24 protein-coding genes are annotated in these 15,312 nt (G+C 65.2%); 23 read left to right on the top strand and 1 reads right to left on the bottom strand.

The annotated features are described in order from the left end of the window. The first annotated feature begins 1 nt into the window (after position 1). The 21 genes from rpmC to galE all read left to right on the top strand — a co-directional run bounded on the left by rpmC (position 2) and on the right by galE (position 10,391). Positions 2-196, top strand: a complete 195-nt coding sequence (gene rpmC, locus CCZ27_RS14500; RefSeq protein ID WP_096449290.1) for a 50S ribosomal protein L29 — start codon at positions 2-4, stop codon at positions 194-196. Continuing rightward, positions 193-462, top strand: coding sequence for a 30S ribosomal protein S17 (gene rpsQ, locus CCZ27_RS14495; protein WP_096449288.1), 270 nt, complete (start codon positions 193-195; stop codon positions 460-462). Before rpmC ends, rpsQ begins: the two co-directional genes overlap by 4 nt. Before the next feature lie 151 nt (positions 463-613). After that, a complete protein-coding gene (gene rplN, locus CCZ27_RS14490; protein WP_096449286.1) occupies positions 614-982 on the top strand; it encodes a 50S ribosomal protein L14 in 369 nt (122 codons plus the stop codon). Positions 983-994: 12 nt separating this feature from the next. Further along, complete coding sequence (rplX, locus tag CCZ27_RS14485; RefSeq protein ID WP_096449284.1) at positions 995-1,312, top strand: 50S ribosomal protein L24; 318 nt, start codon at positions 995-997, stop codon at positions 1,310-1,312. A gap of 9 nt (positions 1,313-1,321) precedes the next feature. Further along, positions 1,322-1,861, top strand: coding sequence for a 50S ribosomal protein L5 (rplE, locus tag CCZ27_RS14480; RefSeq protein ID WP_096452608.1), 540 nt, complete (start codon positions 1,322-1,324; stop codon positions 1,859-1,861). A gap of 7 nt (positions 1,862-1,868) precedes the next feature. After that, positions 1,869-2,174, top strand: a complete 306-nt coding sequence (gene rpsN / locus CCZ27_RS14475; protein ID WP_096449282.1) for a 30S ribosomal protein S14 — start codon at positions 1,869-1,871, stop codon at positions 2,172-2,174. Between the two features lie 13 nt (positions 2,175-2,187). Then, positions 2,188-2,583, top strand: a complete 396-nt coding sequence (gene rpsH, locus CCZ27_RS14470) for a 30S ribosomal protein S8 (protein ID WP_096449280.1) — start codon at positions 2,188-2,190, stop codon at positions 2,581-2,583. An 11-nt stretch (positions 2,584-2,594) separates the two neighbouring features. Beyond that, positions 2,595-3,128, top strand: a complete 534-nt coding sequence (rplF, locus tag CCZ27_RS14465; protein WP_096449278.1) for a 50S ribosomal protein L6 — start codon at positions 2,595-2,597, stop codon at positions 3,126-3,128. 11 nt (positions 3,129-3,139) lie between these two features. Next, positions 3,140-3,493, top strand: a complete 354-nt coding sequence (gene rplR, locus CCZ27_RS14460) for a 50S ribosomal protein L18 (protein WP_096449276.1) — start codon at positions 3,140-3,142, stop codon at positions 3,491-3,493. Positions 3,494-3,505: 12 nt separating this feature from the next. Further along, on the top strand, positions 3,506-4,030 hold the full coding sequence (rpsE, locus tag CCZ27_RS14455; protein ID WP_096449274.1) for a 30S ribosomal protein S5: 525 nt from the start codon (positions 3,506-3,508) through the stop codon (positions 4,028-4,030). 3 nt (positions 4,031-4,033) lie between these two features. Beyond that, on the top strand, positions 4,034-4,216 hold the full coding sequence (gene rpmD / locus CCZ27_RS14450; protein WP_096449272.1) for a 50S ribosomal protein L30: 183 nt from the start codon (positions 4,034-4,036) through the stop codon (positions 4,214-4,216). Position 4,217: 1 nt separating this feature from the next. Then, positions 4,218-4,655, top strand: a complete 438-nt coding sequence (rplO, locus tag CCZ27_RS14445) for a 50S ribosomal protein L15 (RefSeq protein ID WP_096449270.1) — start codon at positions 4,218-4,220, stop codon at positions 4,653-4,655. Positions 4,656-4,667: 12 nt separating this feature from the next. Next, positions 4,668-5,993 (top strand): preprotein translocase subunit SecY, encoded by a 1,326-nt coding sequence (gene secY, locus CCZ27_RS14440; protein ID WP_096449268.1) that lies wholly within the window; start codon positions 4,668-4,670, stop codon positions 5,991-5,993. 3 nt (positions 5,994-5,996) lie between these two features. Further along, the gene (gene infA, locus CCZ27_RS14435; protein ID WP_096449266.1) at positions 5,997-6,215 is read left to right on the top strand and encodes a translation initiation factor IF-1; all 219 of its coding nucleotides are present in this window, start codon (positions 5,997-5,999) and stop codon (positions 6,213-6,215) included. A 24-nt stretch (positions 6,216-6,239) separates the two neighbouring features. Next, positions 6,240-6,353: a 50S ribosomal protein L36 gene (rpmJ, locus tag CCZ27_RS14430; RefSeq protein ID WP_011767118.1), complete on the top strand. Its 114-nt coding sequence runs from the start codon at positions 6,240-6,242 to the stop codon at positions 6,351-6,353. 53 nt (positions 6,354-6,406) lie between these two features. Next, on the top strand, positions 6,407-6,769 hold the full coding sequence (gene rpsM, locus CCZ27_RS14425; RefSeq protein ID WP_096449264.1) for a 30S ribosomal protein S13: 363 nt from the start codon (positions 6,407-6,409) through the stop codon (positions 6,767-6,769). Positions 6,770-6,781: 12 nt separating this feature from the next. Further along, a complete protein-coding gene (gene rpsK, locus CCZ27_RS14420; RefSeq protein ID WP_096449262.1) occupies positions 6,782-7,171 on the top strand; it encodes a 30S ribosomal protein S11 in 390 nt (129 codons plus the stop codon). Between the two features lie 14 nt (positions 7,172-7,185). Then, positions 7,186-7,815, top strand: a complete 630-nt coding sequence (gene rpsD / locus CCZ27_RS14415) for a 30S ribosomal protein S4 (protein ID WP_096449260.1) — start codon at positions 7,186-7,188, stop codon at positions 7,813-7,815. Positions 7,816-7,855: 40 nt separating this feature from the next. Beyond that, complete coding sequence (locus tag CCZ27_RS14410) at positions 7,856-8,836, top strand: DNA-directed RNA polymerase subunit alpha (protein WP_096452606.1); 981 nt, start codon at positions 7,856-7,858, stop codon at positions 8,834-8,836. A 27-nt stretch (positions 8,837-8,863) separates the two neighbouring features. Next, positions 8,864-9,259, top strand: coding sequence for a 50S ribosomal protein L17 (gene rplQ / locus CCZ27_RS14405; protein ID WP_096449258.1), 396 nt, complete (start codon positions 8,864-8,866; stop codon positions 9,257-9,259). Positions 9,260-9,368: 109 nt separating this feature from the next. Beyond that, the gene (galE, locus tag CCZ27_RS14400; RefSeq protein ID WP_096449256.1) at positions 9,369-10,391 is read left to right on the top strand and encodes a UDP-glucose 4-epimerase GalE; all 1,023 of its coding nucleotides are present in this window, start codon (positions 9,369-9,371) and stop codon (positions 10,389-10,391) included. 117 nt (positions 10,392-10,508) lie between these two features. Here galE and uvrA read toward each other — a convergent pair whose 3' ends face one another. Beyond that, positions 10,509-13,337 (bottom strand): excinuclease ABC subunit UvrA, encoded by a 2,829-nt coding sequence (uvrA, locus tag CCZ27_RS14395; protein ID WP_096449254.1) that lies wholly within the window; start codon positions 13,335-13,337, stop codon positions 10,509-10,511. Between the two features lie 106 nt (positions 13,338-13,443). Here uvrA and CCZ27_RS14390 point away from each other — a divergent pair, with 106 nt between their 5' ends. Next, a complete protein-coding gene (locus CCZ27_RS14390) occupies positions 13,444-14,658 on the top strand; it encodes an MFS transporter (RefSeq protein WP_232516426.1) in 1,215 nt (404 codons plus the stop codon). 55 nt (positions 14,659-14,713) lie between these two features. Beyond that, positions 14,714-15,220: a single-stranded DNA-binding protein gene (ssb, locus tag CCZ27_RS14385; RefSeq protein ID WP_096449252.1), complete on the top strand. Its 507-nt coding sequence runs from the start codon at positions 14,714-14,716 to the stop codon at positions 15,218-15,220. Positions 15,221-15,312 lie beyond the last annotated feature (92 nt).

Raw genomic sequence — 15,312 nt, 5'->3', positions numbered from 1 at the left:
AATGAAAGCGAATGAACTTCGCGCCAAGAGCGCGAGTGAATTGAACCAGGAGTTGCTCGAGCTGCTGAAGGCGCAGTTCTCGCTGCGCATGCAACATGCGACTCAGCAACTCGGCAACACGAGTCAGATCGGGAAGGTCCGCCGCGACATCGCGCGCGTGCGCACCATCCTGCGTGAGAAGGCGGGTCAGCAATGAGCGAGCAAGTCGAGAAGGTTCGCCGTGCCCTGGTAGGGCGCGTGGTGAGCGACAAGATGCAGAAGACGGTGACGGTGCTGGTCGAGAGCCGGGTCAAGCACCCGCTCTACGGCAAGATCATCACCCGTTCCGCCAAGTATCACGCCCATGTCGAAGACGGTGTCGCAGCCGCGGGCGACATGGTCGAGATCGAGGAGTGCCGCCCGATTTCGCGCACCAAGACCTGGCGTGTCGCCAAGGTGCTCGAAAAGGCACGAGTGATCTGAGTCAGCGAGCAGTCGTTTTTGCATGAGACAGCTTGGCGTTCCCGCGCCAAGCTGTTATACTTTTTCATCTTTGCTCCGGTGCTCGCTGGGGCATCCTGCCCTGACGGGTTCCAAGACTGACCGCGATGCGGGAGAAGTTGGAGATAAATTCATGATTCAAATGCAGTCCAAGCTGGACGTGGCCGACAACACCGGCGCGCGCTCGGTGATGTGCATCAAGGTCCTGGGTGGTTCCAAGCGCCGGTATGCCGGCATTGGCGACATCATCAAGGTTTCCGTGAAGGATGCAGCGCCGCGCGGTCGCGTCAAGAAGGGTGACGTCTACAACGCCGTGGTGGTGCGTACCGCCAAGGGCGTGCGTCGTCCCGACGGGTCGCTGGTCAAGTTCGACAACAATGCGGCCGTGCTTCTCAACAACAAGCTCGAGCCGATCGGCACCCGTATCTTCGGGCCGGTCACCCGTGAGCTGCGTACCGAGCGATTCATGAAGATCGTCTCGCTCGCGCCGGAAGTGCTCTGAGGAGTCGCACAGATGAACAAGATCCGCAAGGGTGACGAGGTTGTGGTGCTGACGGGCAAGGATCGCGGTCGCCGCGGCACCGTCCTGCGCCGCGTCGACGACGATCTGGTCGTCGTCGAGGGTGTGAATCGGGTGAAGAAGCACGTGCGCCCGAATCCGCTCAAGGGTGAAGTGGGCGGCATCGTCGAGAAAGAGATGCCGATCCAGGTTTCGAATGTCGCGCTGTTCAATCCGGCGACGCAAAAGGCTGATCGCGTCGGGATCAAGGTGCTTGAGGACGGCCGCAAGGTCCGTTTCTTCAAGTCGAACGGCGAGCTGGTGAACGCCTAAGGAGTGACGATGGCTCGCTTGCAACAGTTTTACAAGGACACCGTCGCGCCTGAACTGCAGAAGCGTTTCGGTTACAAGTCCGTGATGGAAGTGCCCCGCATCACCAAGATCACCCTGAACATGGGTGTGGGCGAAGCGGTCGGCGACAAGAAGGTGCTCGAGAACGCCGTCGGCGACATGACCAAGATCGCCGGCCAGAAGCCGGTGACGACCAAGGCGCGCAAGTCGATCGCGGGCTTCAAGATCCGCGAGGGCTATCCGATTGGTTGCATGGTCACCCTGCGTGGACCGCGCATGTTCGAGTTCCTGGATCGCCTCGTGACCATCGCGCTGCCGCGCGTGCGCGACTTCCGCGGCATCGCGGCCAAGGGCTTCGACGGTCGTGGCAACTACAACCTCGGCGTGAAGGAACAGATCATCTTCCCCGAGATCGAGTACGACAAGATCGATGCGCTACGCGGCATGAACATCAGCATCACGACCACGGCGAAGACCGACGAGGAAGCGCGCGCGCTGCTCGGCGCGTTCAAGTTCCCGTTCAAGAATTGAGGGTGATATGGCGAAACTGGCTCTGATCAACCGCGAAGAGAAGCGTGCCAAGCTGGTGGCGAAGTTCGCCGCCAAGCGCGCCGCGCTCGTCGCCCAGGTCAATGATAGCAAGCTGTCCGACGAAGAACGCATGGCTGCGCGCTTGGCGCTGCAGCAACTGCCGCGCAATGCCAACCCTACGCGCCAGCGCAACCGCTGCGCCCTGACCGGGCGTCCGCGCGGGGTGTTCCGCAAGTTCGGTCTGTGCCGCAACAAGCTGCGCGAGATCGCATTCCGTGGCGAAGTGCCCGGCATGACCAAGGCGAGCTGGTAAGGAGAATCTGAAGATGAGTATGTCCGATCCGATCGCCGACATGCTGACGCGTATCCGCAACGGACAGCAGGCGCAGAAGGTGAGCGTGAGCATGCCTTCGTCGAAGCTGAAAGTGGCGATTGCGAAAGTTCTGCAGGAAGAAGGTTATATCGATGGTTTCGCCGTGCGCGAGGACGCGGGCAAGGCTGCCCTCGACGTGTCGCTGAAGTACTACGCCGGTCGTCCGGTGATCGAGCGCATCGAGCGCGTCAGCCGTCCCGGCCTGCGCGTGTACAAGGGTAGTGACGATCTGCCGCGCGTGATGAACGGCCTCGGTGTCGCCATCGTTTCGACGCCCCGCGGCGTGATGACCGATCGTGCCGCCCGCGCCAGCCGCGTTGGCGGCGAAGTCATCTGCCTCGTGGCCTAAGGGGAGATGCAATGTCTCGTGTAGCTAAGAATCCGGTTGCGATCCCCGCCGGCGTCGAAATTTCGATTTCCGCCGCCGAGATCGCGGTCAAGGGTCCGCTGGGCACGCTGCGCCAGTTCCTGAGCCCGGCGGTGAGCGTCGAGCGCGAAGGCGATTCGCTGCTGTGCAAGGCGCGCGAAGGCGCGCCGAACGCGAATGCGCTGTCGGGTACCACGCGCGCGCTGGTGAACAACATGGTCACCGGCGTGACCAAGGGCTTCGAGCGCAAGCTCACGCTGGTCGGCGTCGGTTACCGCGCGCAAGCGCAGGGCGACAAGCTGAACCTGTCGCTGGGATTCTCGCATCCGGTCGTGCATCAGATGCCGGCCGGCATCAAGGTCGAGACCCCGACCCAGACCGAGATCGTGATCAAGGGCATCGACAAGCAGCAGGTCGGCCAGGTCGCGGCCGAGGTGCGTGCCTACCGCGCTCCCGAGCCCTACAAGGGCAAGGGCGTCCGTTATTCGGACGAAGTGGTGGTGCTCAAGGAAACCAAGAAGAAGTAAGGCGGTTCGTCATGAACAAGAAAGAAACTCGTCTTCGCCGCGCGCGCAAAACCCGCGCCAAGCTTGCGGAGCTCAAGGCGGTCCGCCTTGCCGTATTCCGTTCCAACTGCCACATCTACGCTCAGGTGATCTCCGGTTGCGGCTCCCTCGTGCTGGCTTCCGCTTCTACGGTCGAGCCGGACGTGCGTGCCACGGTGCCCAACGGCGGCAACGTGGCCGCTGCCCAGATCGTCGGCAAGCTGATTGCCGAGCGCGCGAAGGCTGCTGGCATCGAGACGGTCGCGTTCGATCGTTCCGGTTTCCTGTATCACGGTCGCGTGAAGGCGCTGGCCGAGGCCGCCCGCGAAGGCGGTCTTAAGTTCTAAGCGAGGATTCGAATGGCTAAGCAGCAAACTAAGCGCCCGCAGGCCAACGAAGAGCGTGATGACGGCCTTCGGGAGAAGATGGTCGCGATCAATCGCGTTACCAAGGTGGTGAAGGGTGGTCGGATCCTCGGTTTCGCGGCGCTGACGGTAGTCGGCGACGGCGACGGCGGCATCGGCATGGGCAAGGGCAAGTCGCGCGAAGTGCCGGTGGCGGTGCAGAAGGCGATGGACGAAGCCCGTCGCAAGATGGCCAAGGTTGCGCTGAAGAACGGCACCCTGCAGCACACGGTGATCGGCAAGCACGGCGCCTCGTCGGTGCTGATGCAGCCGGCGCCGAGCGGTACCGGCATCATCGCCGGCGGCCCGATGCGTGCCGTGTTCGAAGTGATGGGCGTGACCGACATCATCTGCAAGTGCATCGGCTCGTCCAATCCGTACAACGTGGTTCGCGCGACCATCAACGGCCTGATGGCGATCAACACCCCGGCGGAAATCGCTGCCAAGCGCGGCAAGACCGTCGAAGAGATCCTGGGGTAAGCGATGTCCGACAAGAAGATCAAGGTTACGCTGGTCAAGAGCGTGATCGGTACCAAGCAGTCCCACCGTGCCACGGTTCGCGGCCTGGGTCTGCGCCGACTGAATCACACCGTTGAACTCGTCGACACCCCGGCGGTGCGCGGCATGATCAACAAGGTGTCCTACCTCGTGAAGTGTGAGGGTTGATATGCGCCTGAATTCCATCAAGCCGGGTGCCGGCTCGAAGTCGGCCGCCAAGCGCGTCGGTCGTGGCATCGGCAGCGGTCTGGGCAAGACCTGCGGCCGCGGCCACAAGGGCCAGAAGTCGCGCGCGGGCGGTTTCCACAAGGTCGGTTTCGAAGGCGGCCAGATGCCGCTGCAGCGCCGCCTGCCGAAGCGTGGTTTCGTGTCGCTGACACGCGACCGCAACGTCGAGGTCCGCCTGTCGGAACTGGCGAAGCTGCCGGTCGAGGAGATCGACCTGCTGACGCTGAAGCAGGCCGGCGTGATCTCCGGGGATGCACTGTCTGCCAAGGTCGTGCTGTCCGGCGAGATCGGCAAGAAGGTCGTGCTGCGCGGCATTGGCGCGACGGCGGGTGCGAAGGCGGCGATCGAAGCCGCCGGCGGCTCCGTTTCGGCCGAGTAACAGGGTAAAGCTGTGGCCAAGCCTGCTGCCACGTTGGGCAATCCCGGGAAGTTCGGCGACCTGAAGCGCCGGCTGCTGTTCCTCGTAGGCGCGCTGATCGTCTATCGCATCGGCGCGCACATACCTGTTCCGGGGATCGACCCGGCCCGTCTGGCCGAGCTGTTCCAGTCCCAGTCGGGCGGCATCCTCGGCGTCTTCAACCTGTTTTCTGGCGGTGCGCTGTCGCGCTTCACCATCTTCGCGCTGGGGATCATGCCGTACATCTCGGCATCGATCATCATGCAGTTGATGACGGTCGCGGTGCCGCAACTCGAGGCGCTGAAGAAGGAAGGAGAGGCGGGCCGGCGCAAGATCACGCAATACACGCGTTACGGCACGCTCGTGCTGGCGTTCGCCCAGTCGCTGGGGATCGCGATCGCACTAGAAGGTCAGGCCGGCCTGGTGCTCGAGCCCGGCGTGATGTTCCGCTTCGTGACGGTGGCGACGCTGGTGACGGGAACGATGTTCCTGATGTGGCTGGGTGAGCAGATCACCGAGCGCGGCATCGGCAACGGCATCTCGATCATCATCTTCGCCGGTATCGCGGCCGGTCTGCCGGCTTCGATCGGGGGCCTGTTCGAGCTGGTGCGGACGGGGGCGATGCATCCCTTCACGGCCCTGTTCATCTGCATCCTGGTGGTGCTGGTGACCGCGTTCGTGGTGTTCGTGGAGCGGGGGCAGCGCAAGATCCTGGTGAATTACGCCAAGCGGCAGGTCGGCAACAAGGTGTATGGCGGGCAAAGCTCCCATCTGCCGCTGAAGCTGAACATGTCGGGCGTGATCCCGCCGATCTTCGCGTCGAGCATCATCCTGTTCCCGGCGACGCTGGGGCAGTGGTTCGGTGCGGCCGAGGGGATGTACTGGCTGCGCGACATCGCATCCACGCTTTCGCCGGGCCAGCCGATCTACGTACTGCTCTATGCGATGGCGATCGTGTTCTTCTGCTTCTTCTACACGGCGCTGGTGTTCAACGCCCGTGAGACGGCGGATAACCTGAAGAAGAGCGGTGCGTTCGTTCCCGGCATCCGTCCGGGCGATCAGACCGCGAGGTACATCGACAAGATCCTGATGCGTTTGACTCTGGCCGGCGCGGTGTACATCACGCTGGTCTGCCTGCTGCCCGAGTTCCTGATCCTGAAGTGGAACGTTCCGTTCTATTTCGGCGGGACTTCGCTGCTGATCATCGTCGTCGTGACGATGGACTTCATGGCGCAGGTCCAGGCATTCGTAATGTCGCACCAGTACGAGAGCCTGCTGAAGAAAGCGAATTTCAAGGGGGCGGGTCTCCCGACCAGGTAAGCGATGGCGAAGGAAGACGTGATCGAGATGCAGGGGGAGGTGACCGAAAACCTCCCCAATGCAACGTTCCGGGTCCGGCTCGAAAATGGTCACGTGGTGCTCGGCCACATTTCGGGGAAGATGCGGATGCATTACATCCGCATCCTTCCCGGTGACAAGGTTACGGTGCAGCTTACCCCCTACGATCTGACCAAGGGCCGGATCGTGTTCCGGACCAAGTGAAGAATAGAGAAACAGGAGCAAGAAATGAGAGTCCAGGCTTCAGTCAAGCGGATCTGCCGCAACTGCAAGATCATTCGCCGCAAGGGCGTGGTCCGCGTGATCTGCACCGACCCCCGCCACAAGCAGCGCCAGGGTTGATCAATTCAGCCCAATGTATTAAAATTTAATGTTTCGCATTCTGGGGTAAACGAATGGCCCGTATTGCTGGGGTTAACATTCCCAATCACAAGCATGCCGAGATCGCGCTGACCGCCATCTATGGGATCGGCCGTTCGCGTGCTCAGCGGATCTGCGACGCCGCCGGTGTCGCCCGCTCGGTCAAGGTCAAGGATCTGACCGAGTCCGATATGGAGAAGCTTCGCGACGAGGTCGGCCGGTTCGTGGTCGAAGGCGACCTGCGCCGCGAAGTGACGATGAACATCAAGCGGCTGATGGATCTGGGTTGCTATCGTGGTGTTCGTCATCGTCGTGGTCTGCCGCTGCGTGGTCAACGTACCCGCACGAACGCGCGCACCCGCAAGGGCCCGCGCAAGGCGATCGCCGGCAAGAAGTGATAGGAACCGATAATGGCAAAGACTGGTACTAAGGTTCGTAAGAAGATCAAGAAGAACGTTGCAGAAGGCATCGCACACGTTCACGCGAGCTTCAACAATACGATCATCACGATCACCGACCGTCAGGGCAACGCGCTGTCCTGGGCGACCTCGGGCGGCGCGGGCTTCAAGGGCTCGCGCAAGAGCACGCCTTTCGCTGCGCAGGTCGCGGCCGAGGCGGCGGGCAAGGTTGCACAGGAATGTGGCGTGAAGAATCTCGAGGTTCGCATCAAGGGGCCCGGCCCCGGTCGCGAATCCGCGGTGCGTGCGCTCAATGCGCTGGGGATCAAGATTTCCAGCATCACGGACATCACCCCCATCCCGCACAACGGCTGCCGTCCGCCGAAGAAGCGCCGTATCTGACAAGGAGTTGAAACGTGGCTCGTAATCTCGATCCCAAGTGCCGTCAGTGCCGTCGCGAAGGCGAAAAGCTGTTCCTGAAGGGCGAAAAGTGTTTCACCGACAAGTGCGCCATCGAGCGCCGCGCGTACGCGCCCGGCCAGCATGGCCAGCGCTCGGGCCAGCGCCTGTCGGGTTATGGCGTGCAACTGCGTGAGAAGCAGAAGATCCGTCGTCTGTACGGCGTGCTCGAGCGCCAGTTCCGCAAGACCTATGCCGAAGCCGACCGTCGCCGCGGGCAGACGGGTGAAAACCTGCTGCAACTGCTCGAAGGCCGCCTGGATTCCGTCGCCTACCGCATGGGTTTCGGCGCCTCGCGTGCCGAAGCTCGCCAGGTGGTGCGCCACAACGGCGTGCTGGTCAACGGCAAGCGGGTGAATATTCCGTCGTACGTCGTTCGTCCGGGCGACGTCGTCGAACTGACCGAAAGCACGAAGGGCCATCTGCGCGTGAAGGCTGCGCTCGAGGCTGCCGCCTCGCGCGGCTTCCCGGAATGGCTGGAAGTCGACGTGAAGGCGGGCAAGGGCGTGTTCAAAGCCTACCCGGCTCGCACCGAACTGCCGCCGACGATCAACGAAGGTCTGGTGGTGGAACTGTATTCCCGCTAAGCGGGCATGCCGATCCTCTTCTAGTTCCGAGGAAATGCTGATGCAAAGCAATGCACTGCTGAAACCGCGCATCATCGACGTCCAGAGCATCTCGCCGGTTCAGGCGCGGGTGACGATGGAGCCGTTCGAGCGTGGTTTCGGCCACACACTGGGGAATGCGCTGCGGCGCATTCTCCTGTCGTCCCTGCCGGGCCATGCGGTCACGGAAGTGACGATCGAGGGCGTGCTGCACGAGTACTCCACGCTGGACGGTGTCCGCGAGGACATCGTGGACCTGCTGCTGAACCTGAAGGGCGTCGTGATGAAGCTGCACAATCGCAGCGAAACGATCGTCCGTCTGGCGAAGTCGGGCGAGGGCGTGGTCACCGCGGCGGACATCGAGGTGGGGCACGACGTCGAGATCATCAATCCCGAGCACGTCATCGCCCACCTTGCCCCCGGCGGCAAGATCGACATGCAGATCAAGGTCGAGGAAGGCCGCGGCTATGTGCCGGGCAATGTCCGTCCGGCCTCCGGCGAGAGCAAGACGATCGGGCGCATCATGCTCGATGCGTCGTTCGGACCCGTCCGCCGCGTGAGTTATCTGGTCGAGAGTGCGCGCGTCGAGCAGCGTACCGACCTGGATCGCCTGGTCATCGACATCGAGACCAACGGTGCGGTGGACCCGGAAGAGGCGATCCGCTATGCGGCGCGCGTACTGATGGATCAGCTTTCGGTGTTCGCGGATCTCGAGGGCACGCCGACGGCATCGGTGGTCGAGCCCAAGGTGACGGTCGACCCCGTGCTGCTGCGTCCGGTCGACGATCTGGAGTTGACGGTGCGCTCGGCCAACTGCCTGAAGGCCGAGAACATCTACTACATCGGCGACCTGATCCAGCGCACCGAGACCGAGCTGCTGAAGACGCCGAACCTGGGCCGCAAGTCGCTCAACGAGATCAAGGAAGTGTTGGCCTCCCGCGGGCTGACCCTGGGCATGAAACTGGAAAACTGGCCGCCGGCCGGGCTCGAGAAGCTCGGTTGAAACGGTTCGGAATAGTGAGGAATTGAAATGCGTCACCGTCACGGTCTTCGCAAGCTGAATCGTACGAGCAGCCACCGTCAGGCGATGTTCCGCAACATGGCCAATTCGCTGCTGCGTCACGAAGTCATCAAGACGACGCTGCCGAAGGCAAAGGAACTGCGCCGCGTCGTCGAACCCATGATCACCCTGGGCAAGAAGCCCAGCCTGGCGAATCGCCGCCTGGCTTTCGACCGTCTGCGCGACCGCGAGATCGTCGTGAAGCTGTTCGACGAGCTGGGCCCGCGCTATGCCAGCCGTAATGGCGGCTACCTGCGCATCCTGAAGTTTGGTTTCCGCAACGGCGACAACGCGCCGATGGCGCTGATCGAGCTGCTGGACCGTCCGGAAGGCGGGGCGGTCGAGGGCGAGGTCGTCGCCGAGTAAGCGCAGGCAGCCGTTTGCGATTGCGTTATGGAGAAGCCGGGCTAGCCCCGGCTTTTTTGTTTTTTGTTGCGGCCGCTTGTACGCGGGCCGGCTTTCAGGGAGAGACGGAATGGCGGTGACCTTGGTGACGGGTGGGGCGGGGTATATCGGTTCGCACACCTGCGTGGAGCTGCTGCTCGCCGGGCGTGATGTGGTGGTGGTGGACGATCTGTCGAATTCCTCGCCCGAGGCGGTGCGGCGGATGGAAGAACTGGGTGGGCGCCCGCTGGCCGGATTCGTCCGGGGCGACGTGCGGGACCGCGAACTGCTCGCGTCGGTTTTCCGGCAACACGAGATCGAGGCCGTCATCCATTTCGCGGCAAAGAAGGCGGTGGGCGAATCCGTGGCGCTGCCGCGCGAATACTATGACAACAATCTCAACGGGCTGCTGACCCTGCTGGCGGTGATGGGCGAAGCCGGGGTCAAGTCGCTGGTGTTCAGTTCATCCGCGACGGTCTATGGCGATCCGGCACGGGTGCCGATCGACGAATCCTTCCCCACGTCGGCGACGAATCCGTACGGCCGCACGAAGTTGATGGGCGAACTGATCCTGCGCGATGTCGGTGCGGCCGATCCGGCGTGGAACATCGTGCTGCTGCGTTACTTCAATCCGGTCGGCGCGCACGACAGCGGCCGCATCGGCGAAGATCCGAACGGCCTGCCGAACAACCTGATGCCCTACGTCAGCCAGGTCGCAGTCGGGCGCCTGCCGCGGCTGCGCGTGTTCGGCGGCGACTATCCCACGCCGGACGGGACAGGGGTGCGCGACTACATCCACGTGGTGGATCTTGCTCAGGGGCACCTGCGGGCGCTGGAGCGCATTGCCGCGCTGCCTGGCGTCACGACGGTGAATCTGGGCACCGGGCGCGGCTACAGTGTGCTCGAGGTGGTGAACGCGTTCGAGGCTGCGTCGGGGCGTCCGGTGCCGTACGACGTCGTCGAGCGGCGGCCGGGCGACGTCGCTGCGTGCTGGGCGGACCCGTCGCTGGCAGCCGGGTTGCTGGGCTGGCGCGCGGAGCGCGACCTGGCGCGCATGTGTGCCGACGCCTGGCGGTGGCAGAGCGCGAATCCGGAGGGGTACGCGGGCGCCTGAACGGTGCATCGTGGTGCCGGGCGGCCTTGCGTGAGCGGGCGGCCCGGCATCCTACGGTACGGCACGGCCCTCCGCGCTCGCCGGACGGGCCGGAAGCACCGGCTGCTCCCCCCGCGCTTATGCCGGCGGCGCGAGCACCTTTGCGAGATAGCGGCCGGTGTGGCTGCCGACATTGGCCGCGATCTGCTCCGGCGTGCCGCAGCCGACCACCGTTCCGCCCCGGTCGCCGCCCTCGGGGCCCATGTCGATGATCCAGTCCGCGGTCTTGATGACGTCCAGGTTGTGCTCGATCACGACGATGGTGTTGCCGTGGCCGCGCAGGCGGTGCAGCACCTTGAGCAGCAGTTCGATGTCCTGGAAGTGCAGGCCGGTGGTCGGTTCGTCGAGGATGTAGAGGGTGCGGCCGGTGTCGCGCTTCGACAGCTCGAGTGCGAGCTTCACCCGCTGGGCCTCACCGCCGGACAGGGTGGTCGCGCTCTGCCCCAGGCGGATGTAGCCGAGGCCGACGTGCATCAGGGTTTCCAGCTTGCGCGCTACGGCCGGCACCGGCTGGAAGAAGTCGAGCGCCTGCTCGACCGTCATGTCCAGCACCTCGTAGATCGTCTTGCCCTTGTAGCGGATCTCCAGCGTCTCGCGGTTGTAGCGCTTGCCGTGGCAGATGTCGCAGGGCACGTACATGTCGGGCAGGAAGTGCATCTCGACCTTGATCAGGCCATCGCCCTGGCAGGCTTCGCAGCGTCCGCCCTTGACGTTGAACGAGAAGCGGCCGGGGCCGTAGCCGCGTGCGCGAGCCTCGGGCACGCCGGCGAAGAGTTCGCGGATCGGCGTCAGCATGCCGGTGTAGGTCGCCGGGTTGGAGCGCGGCGTGCGGCCGATCGGTGCCTGGTCGACATTGATGACCTTGTCGAAGGCGTCGAGCCCCTCGATGGCGTCGCACGGTGCCGGCTCGGTGGCGGAGCCATAGAGCGTGCGCGCCGCCAGCGCCGCGAGCGTGTCGTTGATCAGCGTGGATTTGCCCGAACCCGACACGCCGGTCACGCAGGTGAGCAAGCCGACCGGCAGATCGACGGTGACGTTCTTCAGGTTGTTGCCGCGCGCGCCGACGATGCGCAGCAGGCGCTCGGGAGCGGGCGCGGTGCGCGAGGACGGCACCGCGATGCGGCGCTTGCCGGACAGGTAGGCGCCGGTGAGCGAGGCCGGATCGGCGAACACCTCTTCCGGCTTGCCGCAGGCGACGATCTCGCCGCCATGCACGCCGGCGCCCGGCCCCATGTCGACCAGGTAGTCGGCCGCGCGGATCGCATCCTCGTCATGCTCGACGACGATCACGGTGTTGCCGAGATCGCGCAGGCGCGCGAGCGTCGCCAGCAGGCGGTCGTTGTCGCGCTGGTGCAGGCCGATCGAGGGCTCGTCGAGCACGTACATCACGCCGGTCAGGCCGGAGCCGATCTGGCTGGCGAGCCGGATGCGCTGGGCTTCGCCGCCGGACAAAGTGTCGGCGGAGCGGTCGAGCGACAGATAGTCCAGGCCGACGTCGATCAGGAAGCTGAGGCGGTCGGCGATTTCCTTGACGATCTTCTCCGCCACCTGGGCGCGCTGCCCGCTCATCTGCAGCGTGTCGAAGAAGGCCCGGCATTCGCCCAGCGGCATCGCCGACACCGCATGCAGCGGCCGTCCGCCGACCAGCACGTGACGCGCCTCGCTGCGCAGGCGGGTGCCGCCGCAGGACGGGCAACTGCGGGTGGCGCGGTACTTGGCGAGTTCGTCGCGCACCGCGATGGAATCGGTCTCGCGGAAGCGCCGCTCGAGGTTGGGGATGATGCCCTCGAAGGGATGCTGCTTGGCCACCATGCGGCCGTTGTCGCCCATGTACTGGAAGCCGATGCGTTCCTGGCCGGAGCCATGCAGCACGATGTCGCGCACGTTCTGCGGCAACTCGCCGAAGGGAGTGTCGACGTCGAAACCGTAGTGGGCGGCCAGGCTGCCCAGCATCTGGAAGTAGAACTGGTTGCGCCGGTCCCAGCCGCGGATCGCGCCGGCGGCGAGCGACAGTTCGGGGTGGGCGACGACGCGCTCGGGGTCGAAGAACTCGACCTGGCCCAGGCCGTCGCACCTGGGGCAGGCGCCGGCCGGGTTGTTGAACGAGAACAGGCGGGGTTCCAGTTCGGCCAGCGCGTAGCTGCATACCGGGCAGGCGAAGCGCGCCGAGAACAGGTGCTCGCGCCCGCCGTCCATCTCCACCGCGATCGCGCGGCCGTCCGCGTGCGCCAGCGCCGTCTCGAAGGATTCGGCGAGACGGCCGCGCAGATCGGCGCGCACCTTGAGGCGGTCGATGACGACTTCCACCGTATGGCGGCGTCCCTTCTCCAGCGGCGGCATGTCGTCCAGCTCGCATACCCGGCCATCGACGCGCACCCGCGCGAAACCCTGCGCGCGCAGGTCGGCGAACAGGTCATGCTGCTCGCCCTTGCGGGCGGCGACCACCGGCGCCAGGATCATCAGCCGCGTTTCTTCCGGCAACGCCAGCACGTGGTCCACCATCTGCGACACCGTCTGCGCTTCCAGCGCCTGTTCCGGGTGGTCGGGGCAGTGGGGCGTGCCGGCGCGCGCGTAGAGCAGGCGCAGGTAGTCGTGGATCTCGGTGACGGTGCCCACCGTGGAGCGCGGGTTGTGGCTGGTCGCCTTCTGCTCGATGGAGATCGCCGGCGACAGGCCCTCGATCAGGTCGACGTCGGGCTTTTCCATCAACTGCAGGAACTGGCGCGCGTAGGCCGACAGCGACTCCACGTAGCGGCGTTGGCCTTCGGCGTACAGCGTATCGAAGGCCAGTGAAGACTTGCCCGAGCCCGACAGGCCGGTGATCACCGTCAGCCTGTTGCGCGGCAGATCGAGGCTGATGTTCTTCAGGTTGTGTGTGCGGGCGCCGCGGATGCGGATTTCGTCCATGAGCGAGGGCTGACGGCGGAAGGGAACGCGAAACTATAGAAGAGAAGCCGTGCCCGGGCCAATGCTAGAATTCCGACCTTTCCAGTTCAGCCGACGCCACGCCCGCATGTCTGCCCCTCCGCGCGATCCGATGACGCCCGACGAACGCCGTGCCGGCGTGAGCCTCGCCGCGATCTTCGCGTTGCGCATGCTCGGCCTGTTCCTGATCCTGCCGGTGTTCTCGGTGCATGCCGCGCACCTTCCCGGCGGCGACAACCTGACGCTGGTCGGCCTGGCGATCGGTGCCTACGGCCTCACCCAGGCTCTTCTGCAAATCGCCTTCGGCGCCGCGTCGGACCGCTTCGGGCGCAAGCCGGTGATCCTGTTCGGACTGGCCCTTTTCGTTCTCGGCAGCGCGGTGGCGGCGCTGGCGAGCGACATCCACACGATCATCGCCGGCCGCGTGCTGCAGGGGGCCGGTGCCATCTCGGCGGCGGTGACCGCGCTGGCGGCGGACCTGACGCGCGACCAGCATCGCACCAAGGTGATGGCGATGATCGGCTCGAGCATCGGCCTGGTGTTCGCGCTGTCCATGGTTGCTGCGCCGCTGCTGTACGCGGCGATCGGCATGAGCGGCATCTTCTGGCTCACCGCCGTGCTGGCGCTGGCGGCGATGGGGGTGGTGCTGTGGGTGGTGCCGGATGCGCCGCCGGTGCCGCGGGCCAGCGGCGGGCGCTTCGGCGACGTGCTGCGCGACGGCCAGTTGATGCGGCTGAACCTCGGGGTGTTCGCCCTGCACCTGATCCAGACCACGATGTGGGTCATGGTGCCGGCCGCTCTGGTGGCCGGCGGCGGATTGCCGGTGGCCGAGCACTGGAAGATCTACCTGCCGGCGGTGCTGGTGTCCTTCGTCGTGATGGTGCCGGCGATCATCGTCGCCGAGCGCCGCAACCGCATGAAGCAGGTGTTCGGCGCCGCCGTCGGGCTGCTTGCGCTGGTGCAGTTCGGCCTCTACGCGGCGGGCGACCGCCTGCTGCCGCTGGCCTTGCTGCTGACGCTCTTCTTCGTCGCCTTCAACGTGCTGGAGGCTACCCAGCCGTCGTGGATTTCGCGCATCGCGCCGCCGCACGCCAAGGGCACCGCGCTGGGCGTATATAACACCCTGCAGTCCGTCGGCCTGTTCCTCGGCGGTATGCTGGGCGGCTGGATCGCGCAGCATTTCGGCCACGGCGTGGTGAACCTGGCGTGCGGTGCGCTGGCGCTGGTGTGGCTCGCGCTCGTCGCCGGCATGGCGCCGCCGCCCGTTCGTGCCGTGCCGGCACCGGCGCCGGCCGGGGGCTGACGGAAAACGGCGGGCGCCGGGAGGCGGCCGCTTTTGCATTCAAAGGAGAATCTCGATGGCATCCGTGAACAAGGTCATCCTCATCGGCAACCTCGGCGCCGATCCCGAAACCCGCTTCGCCCCGTCCGGCGACGCGATCTGCAACATCCGCCTCGCCACCACCGAAACCTGGCGCGACAAGAACACCGGGGAACGGCGCGATGCCACCGAATGGCACCGCGTGTCGTTCTACGGCAAGCTCGCCGAGATCGCCGGCCAGTACCTGCGCAAGGGCAGCCAGGTCTACATCGAGGGCAGCCTGCGCACGCGCAAATGGCAGGACCAGAGCGGCCAGGACCGCTACACGACCGAGATCCGAGCCGACGAGATGAAGATGCTGGGCCGCCGCGAAGGCGCGGGCGAGGCGCCGATGCGTGGTGACGATGCCGGCGGCGGCTACGACGCTCCGTCGCCGTCGCGTGCGCCCTCGGCCCCGGCTCCGGCCTCGGCGCCGCGTTCGCAGCCCGCGCCGCAGCCGTCGTCCGGCGGCTTCGGCGATTTCGACGACGACATCCCGTTCTGAACGGCGGCGAGGGCCAGCCGCAGTGCCGGCCGGGCTGCTGCATTCGGTGCGGCAGCCCGCGTCTTTTTCGCTCCATCCGTGCGACGAGGGAA

The sequence above is a fragment of the Thauera sp. K11 genome (assembly GCF_002354895.1).
Lineage (GTDB): Bacteria > Pseudomonadota > Gammaproteobacteria > Burkholderiales > Rhodocyclaceae > Thauera > Thauera sinica.
Note: the sequence above shows the minus strand (reverse complement) of the source record. Positions and strands in the feature narration are given on the sequence as shown.